Origin of the sequence: Streptomyces nidicola, from assembly GCF_050106155.1 — a bacterium.
In the GTDB taxonomy this organism is placed as follows: domain Bacteria; phylum Actinomycetota; class Actinomycetes; order Streptomycetales; family Streptomycetaceae; genus Streptomyces.
Genome location: NZ_JBNBPI010000001.1, coordinates 5,404,080 through 5,422,634, shown reverse-complemented (window position 1 = coordinate 5,422,634; position 18,555 = coordinate 5,404,080). Strand labels below are relative to the sequence as shown.

Genomic DNA, 18,555 nt, shown 5'->3' with positions numbered 1-18,555 from the left:
CGTTGGAGGTCGCGACGCGGACCGGAGAGGAAGTTCGGAGGTGCCCGGAACCGGACTTGAACCGGTACGCCCGTTAAGGGCAGCGAGGTTTAAGCTCGCCGTGTCTGCATTCCACCATCCGGGCAGGCTGTGGGGCTCCGCGTCGACGTTCCGAGCCTATCCGGCGGCGTCCCCCGATCAGCGGAAGTACATCCCCACGTTGTCTTATTTTATTGACGTCTGAGGGTGCATCAGCACACGCCGGGGCCCTTCAGCACCTGCCGGGAGCGCTGCGGCCCCCGGGGACGGGTCCCCGGGGATTGACGGAATTTCACCGTCCCGGTCCGCACACCCGGGTCCGGCACCTCTCAGGGGCCGGGGTCATCCCCAGGTATGACTCGGGCTCCCCCGATCCCTCCGAAGTCGCCCTCCGGAACGAGAGCTGCGGCTGACCTCCCCCGCCAGATCCGCCGGGAGGATGGAAACGTCCCCGTAAGCAGCACACAGACCGACAGGAGCACCCTCCCGTGACCACCACCCCGCTCGCGGGCCGCCCCACCACCACGGCCGCCGCCCGCGCCACGGATCTGTCGAAGATCTACGGACAGGGCGAGACCCGGGTGGTCGCGCTCGACCAGGTCTCCGTCGAGTTCCGGCAGGCCGAGTTCACCGCGATCATGGGACCGTCCGGTTCCGGCAAGTCGACGCTGATGCACTGCGTCGCGGGCCTCGACACGTTCTCCTCCGGATCCGTCCGGATCGGCGACACGGAGCTCGGCTCGCTGAAGGACAAGCAGCTGACCAAGCTGCGGCGCGACAAGATCGGGTTCATCTTCCAGGCGTTCAACCTGCTGCCGACGCTGACCGCCCTGGAGAACATCACGCTTCCCATGGACATCGCGGGCCGCAAGGCCGACAAGCAGTGGCTGGAGAACGTGATCCACATGGTGGGGCTCTCCGGGCGCCTCGGGCACCGGCCCGCGCAGCTCTCCGGTGGTCAGCAGCAGCGCGTGGCGGTGGCCCGCGCGCTCGCCTCCAAGCCGGACATCATCTTCGGCGACGAGCCCACCGGAAACCTGGACTCGCGGTCCGGGGCGGAGGTCCTCGGCTTCCTGCGCAACTCCGTGCGGGAGCTGGGTCAGACCGTGGTCATGGTCACGCACGACCCCGTCGCGGCGGCGTACGCGGACCGGGTGATCTTCCTGGCCGACGGCCGCATCGTCGACGAGCTCCGGGACCCGACGGCGGACGCGGTTCTGGACCGCATGAAGCGGTTCGACGCCAAGGGCCGGACGAGCTGACCGGCCGTACGACCCGAGCGCCCCGCTGAAGCCACCGACCCAGGACTGAGTAGACCCATGTTCCGAACCGCCCTGCGCAACGTGCTCGCGCACAAGGCACGGCTGTTGATGACCGTGCTCGCCGTCATGCTCGGCGTCGCCTTCGTCAGCGGCACCCTCGTCTTCACCAACACCATCTCCGGCGCCATGGAGAAGTCCTCGGCCAAAGGCTTCAGCCACGTCGACGTGGCCGTCACCGGCAAGTACGCCGAGGACAAGGGCGACACCGTCGGCAAGGAGTACAAGCTCACCGACGCCACCCTGAAGGCGGCCCGGGACACCCGGGGCGCCGGCTCCGCGTACGGCGTCCTCAGTGGCTACGCCGCCGTCGCCGACCAGAGCGGCAAGCTCGTCGGTGACGGGTTCTCCACCAAGGGCGGCAACTACTGGGGCAAGGACGACGCCCGGTACCCCCTGAAGAAGGGCACCGCCCCGCACGGCGCGAACCAGGTCGCCCTCGACGCGAAGACCGCCGAGCGCGCCGGCTACAAGGTCGGTGACCAGGTGCGGATGTCCGTCGACGGGCCGGTCCTGACCCCGACGCTCACCGGCATCTTCACCACCGACGACGGCAACGTCGCCGCGGGCGGCTCGCTCGCCCTCTTCGACACCCCGACCGCACAGCAGCTCTTCCACAAGCCGGGCGCGTACGACGAGATCGATGTGACGGCCGCGGCCGGGACGAGCCAGGGTCAGCTGAAGTCCGCGCTGGACAAGGCGCTGCCCACCGGACAGACCGAGACCACCACCGCGCAGCAGCTCGCCGACGACCAGGCGGAGCAGATCTCGTCGTCGATGAGCTCCATGAAGACGATGCTGCTCGTCTTCGCGGGCATCTCGCTCTTCGTCGGCATCTTCATCATCGCCAACACCTTCACGATGCTGGTCGCCCAGCGCACCAAGGAGCTCGCCCTGATGCGGGCCGTCGGCGCCTCCCGCCGTCAGGTCACCCGCTCCGTGCTCCTGGAGGCCTTCGTCGTGGGCGCGGTCGCCGCCGTGACCGGACTCGGCGTCGGCATCGGCATCGCCGCAGGCATGCGGGAACTCATGGGCACGACGGGCGCGATCATCCCGGACGGGCCGCTCGTCGTCTCCCCCGACACCGTCGCCGCCGCACTGGTCGTCGGCATCCTGATCACGATGCTGGCCGCCTGGCTGCCGGGCCGCCGCGCCGCGAAGATCCCGCCGGTCGCCGCGATGAACTCGGTGCACGCCGCGCCCACCGCCAAGGGCCTGGTGCTGCGCAACACGCTGGGCGCCCTGGTCTCCGCGGCCGGTGTCGCCGCCGTGCTCTACGCGACGACCCTCAGCGGCGACAGCGGCCAGGCCCCGATGGGGCTCGGCGCCGCGCTCCTGGTCATCGGCGTCTTCATCCTCACGCCGCTGCTCTCCCGCCCGCTGATCGCGCTCGCGGCCCCGGTGCTGCGCGCCTTCGGCATCTCCGGCAAACTGGCCCGCCTCAACTCGGTGCGCAACCCGCGCCGCACCGCCGCCACCGCGTCGGCGCTGATGATCGGCCTGACCCTGATCACGGGTCTCACGGTGATCGCGGGCAGCGTGCAGTCGGCGATCAACAAGATGGCGGCGGACTCCCTGAAGGCGGACTACACCGTCTCCATGGCGAACGGGAACCAGCTCTCCCCCGACGTCGTACAGACCCTCGACAAGACGCCCGGTGTCACGGCCGTCAGCGGCCTGACCAACTCCCCCGCCCGCATCGACGGCGGCACCGAGTTCCTGACCGGCGTCAACGGGAAGACGATCACTCAACTCGCCGAACTCCCGCTGGACAGCGGCAAGTTCACCGTCGGCGGCAGCCACGTCGTCGTCGACGACAAGACCGCGAAGGACCACGACTGGACCACAGGCTCGACCTTCACCACGCACTACGAGGACGGCAAGCAGCAGAAGCTGACCGTCGCGGGCGTCTACGAGGCCAACGAGATGATGCGCGGCATCATGATCGACAGCCCGACTCTCGCCCCGCACCTCGCCAAGGACGCCGGTGACATGCAGGTCATGGTGAAGACGTCCGGCGGCGCCTCCGACGCCACGCAGGACAAGCTCACGAAGGCGCTCGGCGAGAACCCGGCGATCAAGGTCCAGGACAAGCAGGACGTCTCCAACGAGATCGCCCAGGTCTTCACGCTGATGCTGAACATGCTCTACGGCCTGCTCGCCATGGCGGTCATCGTCGCCGTGCTCGGCGTCATCAACACCCTGGCGATGTCGGTCTTCGAGCGCCAGCAGGAGATCGGCATGCTCCGCGCCATCGGCATCGACCGCAAGGGCATCAAGCGGATGGTCCGCCTGGAGTCCCTGGTGATCTCCCTGTTCGGCGGCGTGCTCGGCATCGGCCTCGGCGTGTTCTTCGGCTGGGCGGCAGGTCAGCTCATCGGCAACTCCATGTCGACGTACGAACTGATCCTGCCCTGGGGCCGGATGGGGATCTTCCTCGCGCTCGCCGCGGTCGTCGGCATCCTGGCGGCCCTGTGGCCGGCCCGCCGCGCGGCCCGCCTGAACATGCTCGACGCGATCAAGTCCGAGTAGCCGTACCGGAGTTACGAAACTGGGGCGCATCCGCGACTGCGGATGCGCCCCAATTCGCTTACGGGACGGGCTAGCTGACGACGTTCCAGGTACGCGCCCGCAGCGGCATCCCCGACGCCCCGCTCTCCGGCGTCTTCACCGCGAGGATCTGGTTGACCCCGATGCGGTTGCGCTCGAAGCTGAGCGCGGACGCGGCCATGTAGAGCCGCCAGACCCGGGCCCTGCCGGGGCTGACCAGCTTCAGGGCCTCGGACCAGCGGGCCTCCAGGTTCCTGACCCACTGGCGCAGCGTGAGCGCGTAGTGCTCGCGGATCGCCTCGACGTCCCGCACCTCGAAACCGGCCCGCTCCAGCTGCCCCGTGGTGGAGCCGACCGGCGCGAGCTCACCGTCCGGGAAGACGTACGCGTCGATGAACTCGTCCACCTCGTACGCCGACTCGTCCCGCTGCGGCCGCCGCGCGATCTGGTGATTGAGCAGCCGCCCGCCGGGCTTGAGGAGGGCATACAGATCGGATGCGTACTCCAGGTACCGCTCGGCGCCCACGTGCTCGGCCATGCCGATGGACGAGATCGCGTCGTACGGGCCGTCACGCACGTCGCGGTAGTCCTGGACGCGGATCTCGACGCGGTCGGTCAGACCCTCGTCGGCGACCCGCTTCCTGGCGTACGCGGCCTGCTCCTGGGAGAGCGTCACACCGACGACGCTCACGCCGTGCTCACGCGCGGCGTGGATCGCCATGGAGCCCCAGCCGCAGCCCACGTCGAGCAGCCGCATACCGGGCTTCAGCGCGAGCTTGCGGGAGATCAGCTCCAGCTTGTCGCGCTGGGCCGATTCGAGACCGGCCTCGGGCGACTCCCAGTAGGCGCACGAGTAGACCATCGACGGGCCGAGGACCAGCTCGTAGAAGTCGTTGCCGACGTCGTAGTGGTGGCTGATGGCCCGCTTGTCGCTGCCCTTGGTGTGCAGGTGGAGACGGCCACCCCTGCGCATCTCCTCGGGCGGCGGCGCGGGCGGCAGCGGGGCGCCGGCGAGCTTCACCAGCTCCTTGGCCGCGGAGCGCACCTTGGGGTCCTTGAGGGCCTGTGCGAGGCTTCTGGACCCCTCGGCGTCGTCGTCGGGATCCCGCTCCCAGATGAGTCCGGCCATCCGGTCGAGGGCCGCGTAGAGGTCGCCCTCCACGTCCAGTTCACCGGCCACCCAGGCACGGACGAGGCCCAGCTCTCCGGGTTTCCAGACCAGTCGGCGCAGCGCGCGACGGCTGCGGACGATGAGCACGGGGGCGTCCGGAGGACCTGCCTCCGTACCGTCCCAGGCGCGCAGGCGCACCGGGAGCTCGACGCCGAACAACTGCTCGGCGAGATTCTTCAGCCGCTGTGCGGCGTTCTGCATGGCGGACACCTCCGTGACGAGACGAATTCTCGGAAATCCCGGAACGGTTCAACACCACGTAAACACCGACAGGCCGCCTGCGCAGTCCCGTTACCGAGTCACGGAACGGCAAAATACCTGTAGCCACCACGCACATCGGTGCGGAAATGCCGAAGGGGCCGCCCGCACCACGGATGGCGAGCGACCCCTTCGGGATGAACTATCTGCAGGTCAGGAGGCCTTGGCCTTCTCCTCGACCTTCTCGTCCTTCTTCTCCTCGGCCTTCGGCGCCTCGGCGGCGGGCTTCGGAGCCGGCTTGGCGGCCTCGTAGAACTCCTCGCGCGGAGTCTCCAGGGCGCCGAGCGCGGTGATGTCGCGCTTCTGGAACATGTTGATCGTCCACTCGGCGATCACACGGATCTTGCGGTTGTACGTCGGCATGGCGAGCCCGTGGTAGCCACGGTGCATGTACCAGGCGAGACGACCCTTGAGCTTGATCTTCATCTTGCCCATGACGATCATCGCGACGCCCTTGTGGAGGCCGAGACCGGCCACCGCACCCTTGTTGGCGTGCTTGTACTCGCCCTGCGGGAAGCCCCGCATGCCCGAGACCACGTTGTCGCCGAGGACCTTGGCCTGGCGCATCGCGTGCTGGGCGTTCGGCGGGCACCAGGCGTTCGGGTTGCCGTTGGCGCGGCCGACCAGGTCCGGAACCTGGGCGTTGTCGCCCGCGGCCCAGATGTAGTCGCTGCCGGCGACCTGAAGCGTGGCCTGCGTGTCCACGTGACCACGCGGGCCGAGCGGCAGACCGAAGCGGGAGAGGGCCGGGTTCGGCTTGACGCCGGCGGTCCACACGATGGTGTTGGAGTCGACCTCGAGGCCGTTGCTGAGGACCACGTGACCGTCGACGCAGGACGGCATCGTCGTGGAGAGGTAGACCTCGATCCCGCGGGACTCCAGGTGCTTGCGGCCGTAGACGCCGAGCTCCGGGCCCACCTCGGGCAGCACCTTGTCGGCGGCGTCGACGAGCACGAAGCGCATGTCCTCGCGCTTCACGTTCTTGTAGAACTTGGCCGCGTCGCGCGCCAGGTCCTCGACCTCACCGATGGTCTCGGCACCCGCGAAGCCACCGCCGACGAACACGAAGGTGAGCGCCTTGCGGCGGATCTCCTCGTCCGTCGTCGACTCGGCCTTGTCGAGCTGCTCAAGTACGTGGTTGCGCAGGCCGACGGCCTCCTCGACACCCTTCATACCGATACCGGCCTCGGCGAGGCCCGGCGTCGGGAAGGTGCGGGAGACCGCGCCGAGCGCGATCACCAGGTAGTCGAAGGGAACCTCGTACGCCTCGCCGACGATCGGCGCGACGGAGGCGACCTTGCGGTCCTGGTCGATGGAGGTGACGCGGCCGGTGAGAATCTCTGCGCCCGGCACAGCGCGTCGCATGGGGACGACGACGTTGCGCGGCGAGATGCTGCCGGCGGCGGTCTCGGGGAGGAAGGGCTGGTACGTCATGTACGAGCGCGGGTCCACGACCGTGACGGTCGCTTCGCCGTAGCGCATCTTCTTGAGAATGCGCCGCGCCGCGTACAGGCCTACGTACCCACCCCCGACAATGAGGATCCTGGGACGCTCCGTGGTGCTCATGCCATCGAGTATCCACCCGACTGGCGGGGGTCGCTCGTGCGCCCCTTCACAAGCTTGTAGGGGGGCTCTGCTACACTGCGCCGCCCACGTGACCCATGTCATGACATCCAGGGGGAACCACCGGGCCGTCCCAGACGTTGCTCACCCCTCTTGAGCAGCCATAGTGAGCATTTGGCGGTACTGGACCACTTCGGTCCGCAACCGGCTCGCAACACTGCGGCAACCTCACGCGCGACCCTCGACGGGTCCCCCGTGAGCCCCTGAACGGACCCGAGAGCGCGTAACAGCGACCAAGTGGGCCGATTTCCTTGTGAAGAACTTCACGAACTTTCCCGACAGCGTGTCGCGGCGGGGTGTCGGAAGCGCCCCACGGGGCGCTCAGACGCTGCGTGGGGCGCTCAGGAGAGACGATTTCGGGGGTGGTTCGGGGGCTGTTCCGGGCCTGTTGCGGGGCCCTGTTCAGGCGATGGACCAGGCGATGCCGTCGAGGATGTCGTGCTCGCTGACGACCACCTCGCGCGCCCCGGTCCACTCCATGATGAGACGCAGTACGAGCGCGCCCGAGGCGATGACGTCGACCCGGCCCGGGTGGATGACCGGCTTCAGCGCGCGCTGGTCGTGCGTGGACGTCAGCAGCCAGTCGGTGAGCTCGGCGACCTTGTCGAAGGAGATCCGGGAGTGGTGGATCGCCGTCGAGTCGTACTCGCTCAGACCGAGGGCCAGCGCGGCCACCGTGGTGACGGAGCCGGCCAGGCCGACCAGGGTGCGGGCCGAGGTCAGCGGCACCGTCTGGTTGACCAGGTCGAGGGCCTCGCCGATGTCCTGGCGGATCGCCTCGATCTGCGCCGGGGTCGGCGGGTCGGAGACCGTGCCGTCCTCGGCGACGAGGTGGCGCTCCGTCATCCGTACGCAGCCGATGTCCACGGAGCGGGCGGCGCGCACGGTGTCGTCGCCGACGACGAACTCGGTGGAGCCGCCGCCGATGTCGACGACCAGGTAGGGCTTGTCCAGGTCGGCCCGGCCCGTGAGTTCCTTCGTCGCACCCGTGAAGGAGAACGTGGCCTCCTGGTCACCGGTGATGACCTCGGGCTCGACGCCCAGGATGTCGAGGACGCCGCTCACGAAATCCGCGCGGTTCTCGGCGTCGCGGGAGGCGGAGGTCGCCACGAAGCGGAGCTTTTCGGCGCCGTGTTCCTTGATGACCTCGGCGTACTCGCGGCACGCCGCGAACGTCCGCTCCAGGGCCTCGGGGGCGAGGCGGCCCGTCTTGTCGACGCCCTGGCCGAGCCGGACGATCGTCATCCGACGGTCCAGGTCGACGAGTTCACCGGTCTCCGGGTTCGCGTCCGCGACGAGGAGTCGGATCGAGTTCGTGCCGCAGTCGATGGCGGCGACCCTGGTCATGGCGGGTGGGCTCCTTAGGTCCTCGGATGGTTACGGTTCGCCGCTGGGGGCTCCGCCCCCAGACCCCCGCGCCTCAATCGCCGGCGGGGCTGAATTTTCAGCCCCGCCGGCGATTGAGGCGGCCCGTCCGGCAGGACTTCCTGATCTTCAAGCCCCTCCGGCGATTGAGGAGGCCGTCCGCAGGACTTTCGGGAAGGGGTGGGGTGGGGAAGGAGAAGGTCAGTCGGTGGACTCGGACGTGACGCAGGCGCCCTTGCGCCACCACTCCGGCAGCATGGCGATCGCCTCGTCACCGAGGGGGTTCACACCGGGCCCCGCGGCCAGGGAGTGCCCGACCAGGACGTGCAGGCACTTCACACGATCGGGCATACCGCCGGCGCTCGGGAAGTTCTCGAGGACCTCGATGGCGTCACGCCGCGCGATGTAGTCCTCGTGCGCGGCGCGGTACTGACGAGCCAGCTCAGGATCCGTCTTGAGCCGCTCCGTCATCTCCTTCATCACCCCGTTGGCCTCGAGCGTCCCGATCGCCGACGCCGCCCGCGGACACGTCAGGTAGTACGTCGTCGGGAACGGCGTCCCGTCCTCCAGACGCGGGGCCGTCTCGACCACATCCGGGTTGCCACAGGGGCAGCGGTGCGCGATGGCGCGCAGTCCGCGCGGCGGGCGCCCCAGCTGCTCCTTGAACGCCTGGATGTCGGCGTCCGTGGGCGCGGTGGGCTCGGTCTGCGGCGGGGGCGTTTCCATCGCTCGGGTGTTCCTTCAGTGATCGTCAGTTGTCGGCGGTGAACGTCAATTGTCCGCCTGGTCGGCCTTGTCGACGCCGTCCCAGACGTTGGAGTACCAGGGGCGGTCCTCCGCGCCCTGCTCGGCGCGCTCGGCTGCGGCGGTGCGCTCGTTCGGCACCACGTAGCCGGTCTCGCCCGGCATCACCATGTGCAGGCGCTCGCGGATCCGCTGCTCGGCGAACGCGTCGTCCTGCCAGCGGGCCTTCTGGTCGCGCAGCTTGTCGACCCGCGCCTTGGCCTCCTGCTGCTGGCGCTGCAGGTCCTCGATCTCGCCGCGCTGCGACACGTACTGCCTTATCGGGTACGCGAGCGCTACCACGAGGGTGCACAGGACGAGGGCGAGCAGGGCCGCGCGGCCGGTGAGCCGGGAGCGGCGGGCCTGCCGCTTGCTCTGCGAGCGGTAGACGCGCTCGGCGGTCTGCTCACCCAGGACGCGCAGGCGGGTGGCCGTCGAGAAGCGATCTCTGGAGTCCCTGTTCCGGACCTTTCCGGGCATCGCCTGCTCCCGCCTCCCCGCTCACGTACGTACGTCCCCGCACACGGTACGGGACCGAGTGCGGGGACGTACGTAACTGCTACCTCAGTGAGGCTCAGCCCTTGAAGCGCGGGAACGCCGAACGGCCGGCGTAGACCGCCGCGTCGTCCAGGATCTCCTCGATGCGCAGGAGCTGGTTGTACTTGGCGACGCGCTCGGAGCGGGCCGGGGCGCCGGTCTTGATCTGGCCGCAGTTCGTGGCGACGGCCAGGTCGGCGATCGTGACGTCCTCGGTCTCGCCGGAGCGGTGGGACATCATGCACTTGAACCCGTTGCGCTGCGCGAGCTCGACGGCGTCCAGGGTCTCGGTCAGCGAACCGATCTGGTTCACCTTCACGAGCAGGGCGTTCGCCGAGTTCTCCTCGATGCCGCGGGCGAGGCGCTCCGGGTTGGTGACGAAGAGGTCGTCGCCGACGAGCTGGACCTTGTCACCGATGCGCTCGGTGATGGTGTTCCAGCCGGCCCAGTCGTCCTCGTACAGCGGGTCCTCGATGGAGACGAGCGGGTACGCGGAGACGAGCTCCTCGTAGTACTCCGTCATCTCGGCGGCGGAGCGCTCCTTGCCCTCGAACTGGTACTTGCCGTCCTTGTAGAACTCGGAGGCGGCGACGTCGAGCGCGAGGGCGATCTGCTGGCCGGGAACGTAACCGGCTTCCTTGATGGCCTCGAGGATCAGGTCCAGGGCCTCGCGGTTCGAGCCCAGGTTCGGGGCGAAGCCGCCCTCGTCGCCGAGGCCGGTGGCCAGGCCCTTGCTCTTCAGGACCTTCTTCAGCGTGTGGTAGACCTCGGCGCCCCAGCGCAGGGCCTCGGAGAAGGACTCCGCGCCGATCGGGGCGATCATGAACTCCTGGATGTCCACGTTGGAGTCGGCGTGCGACCCACCGTTCAGGATGTTCATCATCGGGACGGGCAGCAGGTGCGCGTTCGGACCACCGAGGTAGCGGAACAGCGGCAGGTCGGAGGCCTCGGAGGCGGCGTGGGCCACGGCGAGCGAGACGCCGAGGATGGCGTTGGCGCCGAGCGAGCCCTTGTTGTCGGTCGCGTCCAGGTCGAACATCGCCTGGTCGATCAGGCGCTGCTCGGTGGCGTCGTAACCGACGAGCTCCGGGCCGATCTGCTCGATGACGGCGAGGACGGCCTTCTCGACGCCCTTGCCCTGGTAACGGTTCGGGTCACCGTCGCGGAGTTCGATGGCCTCGAAGGCACCGGTGGAGGCGCCCGACGGGACGGCGGCACGGCCGGTGCTCCCGTCGTCGAGGCCGACCTCGACCTCGACCGTGGGGTTGCCTCGGGAGTCCAGGATTTCCCGGGCTACGACGACGTCGATGGACGGCACGAGCATCTCCTTCTTGGATGTGACGCAGGCTATGCGGGCGGCTGCTTGGTACGTGGTCCCGCACCCCTGAGCGTAACCGGCTCGCGGGCATCGGCCATCCGAACGCCCGCCTCGTGGACAACGCCGATAGCGAAATGTTCCTTAACTGAACAAAAACAGCGACCTCCGTCCCGGCTGTGCCGGGACGGAGGTCGCCGAAGTGAGCGGCCCGTGGGGACGGGGTGCGGCGGGGCTCGGCGTCCGCCGATGCCGAGCCCGTACCTGATGGCCTGGGAGGGCCTTGGGTGGTCCGGTACGAAACCGTGGTCCGGTACGAAACCGTGGTCCGGTACGGACCGGTGGTCCTGCGCGGACCGGACGCTTTAGCTGAGGTGCAGCTGCTGACCCGGGTAGATCAGGTTGGCGTCCTTGACGATGTCCTTGTTCTTCGAGAACAGCTGCTGCCAGGTCGTGTCGTGCGCCTCGGCGATCTTGCTGAGGGTGTCGCCCGTCTTGACCTTGTACTCGCCGTCGCCCTTCTCGACCTTGTTGCCGGTCGGGGTGGTGACGGTGTCCTGCTTCGGAGCCGCCTGCTGCTTGGGGGCCTCCTGCTTGGGGGCCTCCTGCTTCGGCTGCTGGCGCTGCTCGGAGCGGTCGGCACGCTGCTGGGTGTTCTGCTGCTGCGTGTTCTGCTGCTGCGAGGACGAGTCGTCGGCGCCACCCTCGTTCGGGGTGGAGGACAGGCCCGAGCCGCAGTTCGGCCAGGCACCGTTGCCCTGGGAGGCGAGGACCTTCTCGCCGACGGCTATCTGCTGGGCCTTGGAGGCCTGGTCGGCGGTGGAGGCGTACTGGTCGCCGCCGTAGGCGGACCAGGTGGAGGACGAGAACTGGAGGCCGCCGTAGAAACCGTTGCCGGTGTTGGTGGACCAGTTGCCACCGGACTCGCACTGCGCGACCTGGTCCCACTCGGACGTGGTCGCGGCGGAGGCGGAGGTCGCACCCATCAGCGGCACGGCGACGGCGGCAGCGGCGACACCACCGAGCGTGGCGACGCGGACGGCCTTGGACGGGCGGCGGTGCTTGTTCTTGCCGGAAAACAGCATGGAGATATCTCCTCACCGACGCCTGCGAGGTGAGCTGTCGGGTTCGGGCCAGTGAGTGCCCGGCAGACGCATCCTTGTGCGCTGCTTAACCCCAAGCCCGTCCGGTCTCCCGGAAGGGCGCTTACCTGGGTCCCCCGCTCCTGCCTACGGCGCATAAGCGTCGACTGTTCCCGTACGGACGTTGGCAGGATTCGGCGTGACGTCCATCGGGGCCCGCTGAAGCGAGCGGTCACGAACGTAAGCGGTCGATCCGTCCGATTTCAAAGTCGATCAGGGGCTTTGAGACCCATATCTCACTCGATCAAGATCGGACAAAGCCCCTTCAACCGCCCCGAACTCCCGCTACTTTTTGTCCGATCCGTCCCCAAGGTCCAGGCTCTGACCAGGAAGGATGAGGTCTGGGTCGGTACCGACCGTCTCCTTGTTCCGCTCGTAGAGCGCGTCCCATCCGCCGCGCACGTCCTGGGCCTTCGCGATGTCCCAGAGGTTGTCGCCGGCGTGCACCTTGTACGTGTCGCCGTCGCGCCTTTCGTCGCGCGAGGCGTGACGCCCCTCCCCCGTACGGGAGTCGGAGCCGTCCTCGGCGGCGCGATCGCCGCGATGGCGGCCCGACGTGGCGCTGTCCTGCGCCTCGTCGGAGGGCGAGGCGGACGGCGGGGCCGTCTCGGAGGCGGTGCCGTCAGAAGGCGCGTGGGACTTGTCACTTGAAGGGGCCGAGGAGCCCTCGGCCTTGTTACCGGAGGTATCGCCCGACTCGTCGGCCGACGGGCGGTCCGACGCGGCGGAGTCCTCGGCCCCGTCGTGACCCTTGTCTCCCGAATCCGCCGATTCGGTCGAATCGCTCGCGCCGGTCGAATCCGTCGCGTCCGTGGAGCCCGCCTTGTCGGCGTCCTCGTCGGCGCTGTTGTCGCCGCCGTCGTCCGACTTGCTGTCGGCATCGGTGCCGGACGGCGTGGAGGACTCGGACGGCTGCGGCGACGCGGACACGCCCGGGTCGACGTCCGCCGAGCCGTCGTCCTCGGTGAGGTCGGCGGTGAGCGAGCACATCGGCCAGGCGCTCACGCCCTTGTCGTCAAGAACCTTCTCGGCGACGGCTATCTGCTGCGAGCGGCTGGCCTGGTCGGCACGCGGGGCGTAGTCGAGCCCCCCGTACTCCTCCCATCTCTCCTGCGTGAACTGGAGACCGCCGTAGTAGCCGTTACCGGCGTCCAGGCTCCACTGCCCACCGCTCTCGCACTCGGCGAGCTTGTCCCACGCCTGCGTGGTCGCGGCGCTCGCGCCGCTCGCGGCGAACAGCGGGATCGCGATGGCGCTGCCGGCGACTCCGGCTGCGACGACGAGAGCAGGGGCCTGACGGGGGCGACGGTGACGACCGTTCCCGGAGAGCATGCGTTTGCCTTTCGCGAGACTGATGCTGCTACGCGCGACGGGTGGTGCAAGTGGTGCGGGTTGTGCATGTGTCGCGATGATCCGTGAACGTAGCGGCACTCGAACACCTGTCACAAGTCGATGCAGCGTAGATCACGTGAAAGTCACAGTGTTGACGGCCCGTCAGCTGACCCGTCGGTTCCGGTGGGGATCTGACGCGGGGTGAACTCCACCGGGAGCGTGCGCAGTCCACGCATGATGAGGCCGCCACGCCACCGCAAATCGGTAGGTTCCACCGCAAGTCGCAGGTCCGGGAGGCGGGTCAGGAGGGTGGCGAGGGCGGTCTGTCCCTCCAGGCGGGCGAGCGGGGCGCCGAGGCAGTAGTGGATGCCGTGGCCGTAGCCGAGGTGCTGGTTGTCACGGCGGGAGAGGTCGAGGGTGTCGGGTTCCGTGAAGCGCGCCGGGTCGCGGTCGGCGGCGGCGAGCACGACGAGCACCGGGTCGCCCGCGCCGATCTCCTGACCGCCGATGGTCAGCGGCTCCCTGGCGAAACGCCACGTGGCCATCTCCACCGGCCCGTCGAAGCGCAGCAGTTCCTCGATCCCGGTCGCCAGCAGCCCCGTCTCCCCCGCCGCGATCGACGTCGCGAGGCGCTCGCGCTGGTCGGGGTGCGTGAGCAGGGCGTACGTGCCGTTGCCGATCAAGTTGACCGTAGTTTCAAAACCGGCGAAGAGCAGCACGAAGCACATGGCCGCCACCTCGTTCTCCGTGAGGTGTTCGCCGTGGTCGGAGGCGCGGATCAGTTCGGAGATCAGGTCGTCGGTGAGGTCGCCGCGCTTGCGGTGGATCAGCTCCACCAGGTACGCGCGGATCCGCTTCACGGCCCGGCCCACCCCGCCGCGTGGTCCCCCGCCGTGGCGGATCATCATGCCCGCCCACTCGCGGAAGTCGTCCTGGTCCTCGCGGGGGACGCCGAGCAGGTCGCAGATGGCGTAGATGGGGAGGGGGAAGGCGAAGTCGTGGATCAGGTCGGCTTCGCCCTTGGCCGCGAAGGCGTCGATGAGGTCGTCCGTCAACTGCTGGACGCGTGGCGCGAATTCGGCGACCCGGCGCGGGGTGAACGCCTTCGAGACGAGGCGGCGCAGGCGGGTGTGGTCCGGCGGGTCGATGTTGAGGAGGTGGGTCGTCAGCTCGGCCTGGCGTTCGCCGGGGATGCCCGTCTTGCCCTTGGCGGGGCTCCGCTCGTCGTGGTGGTCCGCGTTCTTGCTGAGGCGTTGGTCGGCGAGCGCCTGGCGGGCGTCCGCGTACCGGGTGACCAGCCAGGCCTCGACGCCGCTCGGCAGCGTGGTGCGGTGCACGGGGGCGTGCTCGCGCAGCCAGGCGTAGGCGGGGTACGGGTCGCTGGCGAACTCCCAGCTGAAGAGTTCGGGGGCGCTGGAGGGGGTGGGGCTCTCGGTCACCACCCGACGGTATCGGGGCCTACCGGTCGGTGAGTCCCTCGGTGGTCCGTACCGCGTCACGGTAGGCGCGGGCGGCGGCTCTGAGTGCCGCCTCCGGGTCCACGCCCTCCGCCTCGGCGCGCAGGGCGAGGGCCAGGAGTTCGTAGCCGACGCCCTCGCCCGTGGGGACCGGGACTTCCAGGCCCGCGGTGCGGACCCGGGAGCCGAGCTTGGCGGTGAGGGCGAGGCCGGGCTGGCCCACAGGGACGCCGTCCGTGACCGAGGCGCGGCGCTTCTCCTCCGCCTTGGTGCGCAGCCAGTGCTCCTTGACCTCTTCGGGGGTCGTGGCGGTGTCGTCACCGAAGACGTGCGGATGGCGGTGGATGAGCTTGTCGACGATGCCGCCCGCCACGTCGTCCACCGAGAACGGCTCGTCGGTGTCCTCCTCGGCGATGCGCGCGTGGAAGACGACCTGGAGGAGTACGTCGCCGAGCTCCTCGCGCAGTTCCTCCCGGTCGTCCGTCTCGATGGCCTCGACCAGCTCGTACGCCTCCTCGATCGCGTACTTGGCGAGGTCCTCGTGGGTGCGCTGTTTCGACCAGGGGCATTCGCGGCGGATGCGGTCCATGACCTGGACGAGGTCGAGGAGGCGGGCGCCCGGCAGGTCGTAGGAGCCGGGGAGCAGTTCGAGGTTCGGCATCTGTTCGCGGCCCGAGCCCGCGAGGCGCGCCAGGCCGTCCGTGAGCTGCCGGTCGCCCTCGGCGGTGGCGAGGACGACGAGGGTGCGCCCGCCGTCGGCGCAGCGGTCGACGAGCTCGCGGGCGGTGGGCGAGGCGATCGTGACCTGGACGCCCGCGTCCTTCACGTACGGCAGCTGCGGGTGCGCGGAGTCGGCGCACAGCACCTCGTCGGCCGTGCGCAGCGTCTGCCACGCCTGCCAGGAGAGGAGGCCGGGGGCGACCCGGTGGCTGGTGGTGAGCAGGACGACGCGGCCGGCGGTGTCGCCTGCGTCGGCGGGGGTGTGGTGGTCGTGCGCCTCGGGTTCGTTCACCCCTCGAACGTAACGCAGACCACTGACATCCCCGCCGCTCACGTGCCTATGCGGTCTGCTGCTCCGCCGCGGGTTCCTTCGTGATCTGCCTCAGCCACGGCGTCTTCGCGTCGACCCGGCTGTTCTTGGTGACGTCCCACGTTCCGTAGCGGGGGTTGAGGTCGACGTTCAGTTCCTTGGAGGCGCTGGAGAGTGCCTTCCAGAAGACGGCCTTGCCCTGGGGGGTCTGCATGTCCGCGCCGAGCGCGGTCGACAGCTTCTGCGCCTCGATCTCGGTGCGCAGGCTCTCGGTGAGCCGGTTCGGCGGGATGTTGTACTGCTGGAGCCAGGCGACCTCCAACTGCTTCGCGCCGCCCGCCTGTTGCTCCAGGCCGGACCGCATGCTCTGCATCTCCTTGCGGGTGACGGAGATGCCGGCGTCGGTGGCGGCGCGGTGCAGGACCCGGTCGAGGACCATGGTGTGCAGCGTGTTGCGGGTGAGGCCGCCGGTCTTGGCGATGGCCTGTTCGTACTGCGCGGAGTCCTTGGTGGCGGTCTGTTGCGCGTCCCGCACCTCGTTCACCCGGCTCTCCAGTTGCGAGACGGTGATCCGCTGGCCGCCGACGACGGCCGCGGCACCGGGGTGCGCTTCGCTGCCGCAGGCGGTCAGGGCGGGTACTGCGGCGATGGCGACGGACAGAGCAACTACGGTGCGGCGGCTGTTGCGGCGGTGCAAGGTGGGCCTCCCTGCGAAGAGTTTGTGCGTCGGTGCACAAAGTCCGGCGGTGATCGATGTTAGGAGGTGGCCGCGTGCTAGGCCACCTATTCGACAACGATTCGCCGCGGGTCGAGGTATCGACCGGGGTATCGACCGGCGCTCAGCCGACCACGGCCACCGGTGCGTCCCACGCGTCGCGGTCGACGGTGATCGCGTAACCGCCGCGCGTCTCCTTGCTGTTGACCATGTACTGGTGGCCGCGGTGGTGGCCGGTCCACAGGGTGGAGGCGAACGGCCAGTCGGTGGTGGTCGTGTTCACCTTGTCCCACTTGGCGTACCAGAGGGTGCCCGGCAGGTTCGTGCGGTCGGTCGTCGTGGCGACGGCCTTGGCGCTCGAGCTGGAGAACCCGTACAGGCCGGTCCGGTAGTACTTCGCGTGGACCGCCTTCTGCCAGTTGCGGATGTAGGTGAGAACGGCCGTGTTGCAGGAGGAGTTCGTGGTGTCGTACGCCTCCATGTCGAGGTAGAGCGCGCTGCCCGCCTTCATGTTGAGCGCGGAGGCCTTGGCGACGGCGTCGGCGCCGTCGGTGGCGCCGAGGGAGGCGGCGGTCGTGGTCGTCATCCTCTCGGGGTTGGTGCCGCTCGCGCAGGGCGGTTGCGCGCCTACGTAGAGCGGAATCAGCTTCCAGCCCTGGGAGTTGATGGTCTTGACCCAGGAGGCGGTGAGGTTGGCCTGGGTGCAGCCGCGGTTCTTGCCGCCTACGTAGACGGCTGCCGCGCCGTAGAAGCCGGTGTGCCAGGCCTTCATGGCGGAGGCGGTGGGCGCGGTGCAGGCGTCGAAGGCGCGGCCGGTGTAGTACTTCGCGGCGGGCCAGGTGGTCGTGGTGGCGAGGGACTGCTGGACCGTGATCCCGCCCGCGAGGACGGCGGCGCCGACCGCGCCGATGGCGAGGCGGCGTCTTGTGCGGGAGCGGCGGTGCCGGACCGGAGTGGGCATGCGTCTTCCTTCGTCGTACGCGGGCGGGCGGGGGTGCGGCGTCAGTTGAGGGCGGCGACGGCGGCGGTGACCTTCGCGGCGAGCTTCTTCGCCGTGGCCGCGCCGTTGTCGTGGCCGTCCGTCGACATGACCGTGACGACGGCGGTTGCGGTGCGGGCGGCGATCAGGGTCGTGCCGTTCTCCCACGTCGGGTCGGTGAGGGTGATCGTGTACGCCTCGTCGCCGAGCCCGGACGTCGTGGTGCCCGCCACCTTCACGTCGCTCTTGGTGTCGGCGTCCTTGTAGGTGGGGCAGGAGGCGACGGCCTTCTGGAGGTGGTGCATGACGGTGGCCGCGGTCCTGCCGCGGAAGACGTCCACCTCTTGTGCGATGTCTGCGGTGGTCTTCGCGTTCGTGTAGTCGTTCTGCGCGAAGGAGACGCCTTCGTCGCCGGTGAGGGCGAGCCAGCTGGTGCCGCCGAGTTTGGTGCAGTCCGGCTTGCTCAGGGCGGCCGGGTCGCTGCTCGGCTCCTGGTAGGTGCCGCCGGTGTCGCGGGCGGCGTCCTGGTCGATCCGGTAGCCGGCGCCGAAGAACGACGCGGGTGCGAGCGCGGTCTTCAGGCGGGCTCCGTTCGCGAGTCCGGCGTCGGGGTTCCGGGAGGCCTTGGCGGCCGGCTCGGCGGCGCCGTCGGAGTCGTCGTGGGAGCTGCCGGACGAGCAGGCGGTCAGGGTGAGCGGGAGGGCGGCCAGGGCGAGCACGGCGGCGGCACGGACAGCGGTACGCATGAGGTTCCTTGGGGACTTGCGGGGTGGGGACATGCGTGGGGGGAACGCCGTGTGGGCGCCGCCGAGGGCGGGATGCGCGGGGTCCGGTGGGGCGGGACCCGGGCGCGCCGGGGGGATGCACACAGGGAGCTGACTGATTGTGCACGATCAATTCGCCGTCACCGCCCCTGGAACGGCGCCTTGGGAGGATCTTGGCCGGGGCTTGACCGTAAGGC

15 protein-coding genes, 1 tRNA gene and 1 riboswitch are annotated in these 18,555 nt (G+C 69.4%); of the genes, 2 read left to right on the top strand and 14 right to left on the bottom strand.

Annotation, left to right across the window (positions count from 1 at the left end; genetic code table 11):
* Nucleotides 1-41: 41 nt before the first annotated feature.
* Nucleotides 42-124: transfer RNA gene (locus ACOKM3_RS24670), tRNA-Leu, on the bottom strand.
* Nucleotides 125-506: 382 nt separating this feature from the next.
* Here ACOKM3_RS24670 and ACOKM3_RS24665 point away from each other — a divergent pair.
* Complete coding sequence (locus tag ACOKM3_RS24665) at nt 507-1,280, top strand: ABC transporter ATP-binding protein (protein ID WP_426903214.1); 774 nt, start codon at nt 507-509, stop codon at nt 1,278-1,280.
* 57 nt (nt 1,281-1,337) lie between these two features.
* Nucleotides 1,338-3,869, top strand: coding sequence for an ABC transporter permease (locus ACOKM3_RS24660; protein ID WP_426903213.1), 2,532 nt, complete (start codon nt 1,338-1,340; stop codon nt 3,867-3,869).
* Between the two features lie 70 nt (nt 3,870-3,939).
* Here ACOKM3_RS24660 and ACOKM3_RS24655 read toward each other — a convergent pair whose 3' ends face one another.
* The 13 genes from ACOKM3_RS24655 to ACOKM3_RS24595 form a co-directional block, all read right to left on the bottom strand.
* Nucleotides 3,940-5,259, bottom strand: a complete 1,320-nt coding sequence (locus tag ACOKM3_RS24655) for a class I SAM-dependent methyltransferase (RefSeq protein WP_426903212.1) — start codon at nt 5,257-5,259, stop codon at nt 3,940-3,942.
* A gap of 210 nt (nt 5,260-5,469) precedes the next feature.
* Nucleotides 5,470-6,882: an NAD(P)/FAD-dependent oxidoreductase gene (locus ACOKM3_RS24650; protein WP_426903211.1), complete on the bottom strand. Its 1,413-nt coding sequence runs from the start codon at nt 6,880-6,882 to the stop codon at nt 5,470-5,472.
* Between the two features lie 459 nt (nt 6,883-7,341).
* Nucleotides 7,342-8,286 (bottom strand): Ppx/GppA phosphatase family protein, encoded by a 945-nt coding sequence (locus ACOKM3_RS24645; protein ID WP_426903210.1) that lies wholly within the window; start codon nt 8,284-8,286, stop codon nt 7,342-7,344.
* A gap of 219 nt (nt 8,287-8,505) precedes the next feature.
* On the bottom strand, nt 8,506-9,030 hold the full coding sequence (locus ACOKM3_RS24640; protein ID WP_266711015.1) for a DUF501 domain-containing protein: 525 nt from the start codon (nt 9,028-9,030) through the stop codon (nt 8,506-8,508).
* 45 nt (nt 9,031-9,075) lie between these two features.
* The gene (locus ACOKM3_RS24635) at nt 9,076-9,567 is read right to left on the bottom strand and encodes an FtsB family cell division protein (protein WP_426903209.1); all 492 of its coding nucleotides are present in this window, start codon (nt 9,565-9,567) and stop codon (nt 9,076-9,078) included.
* 94 nt (nt 9,568-9,661) lie between these two features.
* Nucleotides 9,662-10,942: a phosphopyruvate hydratase gene (gene eno / locus ACOKM3_RS24630; protein WP_426903208.1), complete on the bottom strand. Its 1,281-nt coding sequence runs from the start codon at nt 10,940-10,942 to the stop codon at nt 9,662-9,664.
* A 362-nt stretch (nt 10,943-11,304) separates the two neighbouring features.
* Nucleotides 11,305-12,024, bottom strand: a complete 720-nt coding sequence (locus tag ACOKM3_RS24625) for a transglycosylase family protein (RefSeq protein ID WP_426903207.1) — start codon at nt 12,022-12,024, stop codon at nt 11,305-11,307.
* 4 nt (nt 12,025-12,028) lie between these two features.
* A riboswitch (cyclic di-AMP (ydaO/yuaA leader) is annotated at nt 12,029-12,186 on the bottom strand.
* A 180-nt stretch (nt 12,187-12,366) separates the two neighbouring features.
* Nucleotides 12,367-13,413 carry a LysM peptidoglycan-binding domain-containing protein gene (locus tag ACOKM3_RS24620; protein ID WP_426903206.1) on the bottom strand — a complete coding sequence of 349 codons (1,047 nt, stop codon included), beginning with the start codon at nt 13,411-13,413 and terminating at the stop codon, nt 12,367-12,369.
* 143 nt (nt 13,414-13,556) lie between these two features.
* Complete coding sequence (locus tag ACOKM3_RS24615) at nt 13,557-14,852, bottom strand: cytochrome P450 family protein (protein ID WP_426903205.1); 1,296 nt, start codon at nt 14,850-14,852, stop codon at nt 13,557-13,559.
* Between the two features lie 19 nt (nt 14,853-14,871).
* The gene (locus ACOKM3_RS24610; protein WP_426903204.1) at nt 14,872-15,882 is read right to left on the bottom strand and encodes a nucleoside triphosphate pyrophosphohydrolase; all 1,011 of its coding nucleotides are present in this window, start codon (nt 15,880-15,882) and stop codon (nt 14,872-14,874) included.
* 46 nt (nt 15,883-15,928) lie between these two features.
* Nucleotides 15,929-16,597, bottom strand: coding sequence for a SurA N-terminal domain-containing protein (locus ACOKM3_RS24605; RefSeq protein ID WP_426903203.1), 669 nt, complete (start codon nt 16,595-16,597; stop codon nt 15,929-15,931).
* Nucleotides 16,598-16,739: 142 nt separating this feature from the next.
* Complete coding sequence (locus tag ACOKM3_RS24600; protein ID WP_426903202.1) at nt 16,740-17,576, bottom strand: glycoside hydrolase domain-containing protein; 837 nt, start codon at nt 17,574-17,576, stop codon at nt 16,740-16,742.
* A 41-nt stretch (nt 17,577-17,617) separates the two neighbouring features.
* On the bottom strand, nt 17,618-18,340 hold the full coding sequence (locus tag ACOKM3_RS24595; protein WP_426903201.1) for a hypothetical protein: 723 nt from the start codon (nt 18,338-18,340) through the stop codon (nt 17,618-17,620).
* Nucleotides 18,341-18,555 lie beyond the last annotated feature (215 nt).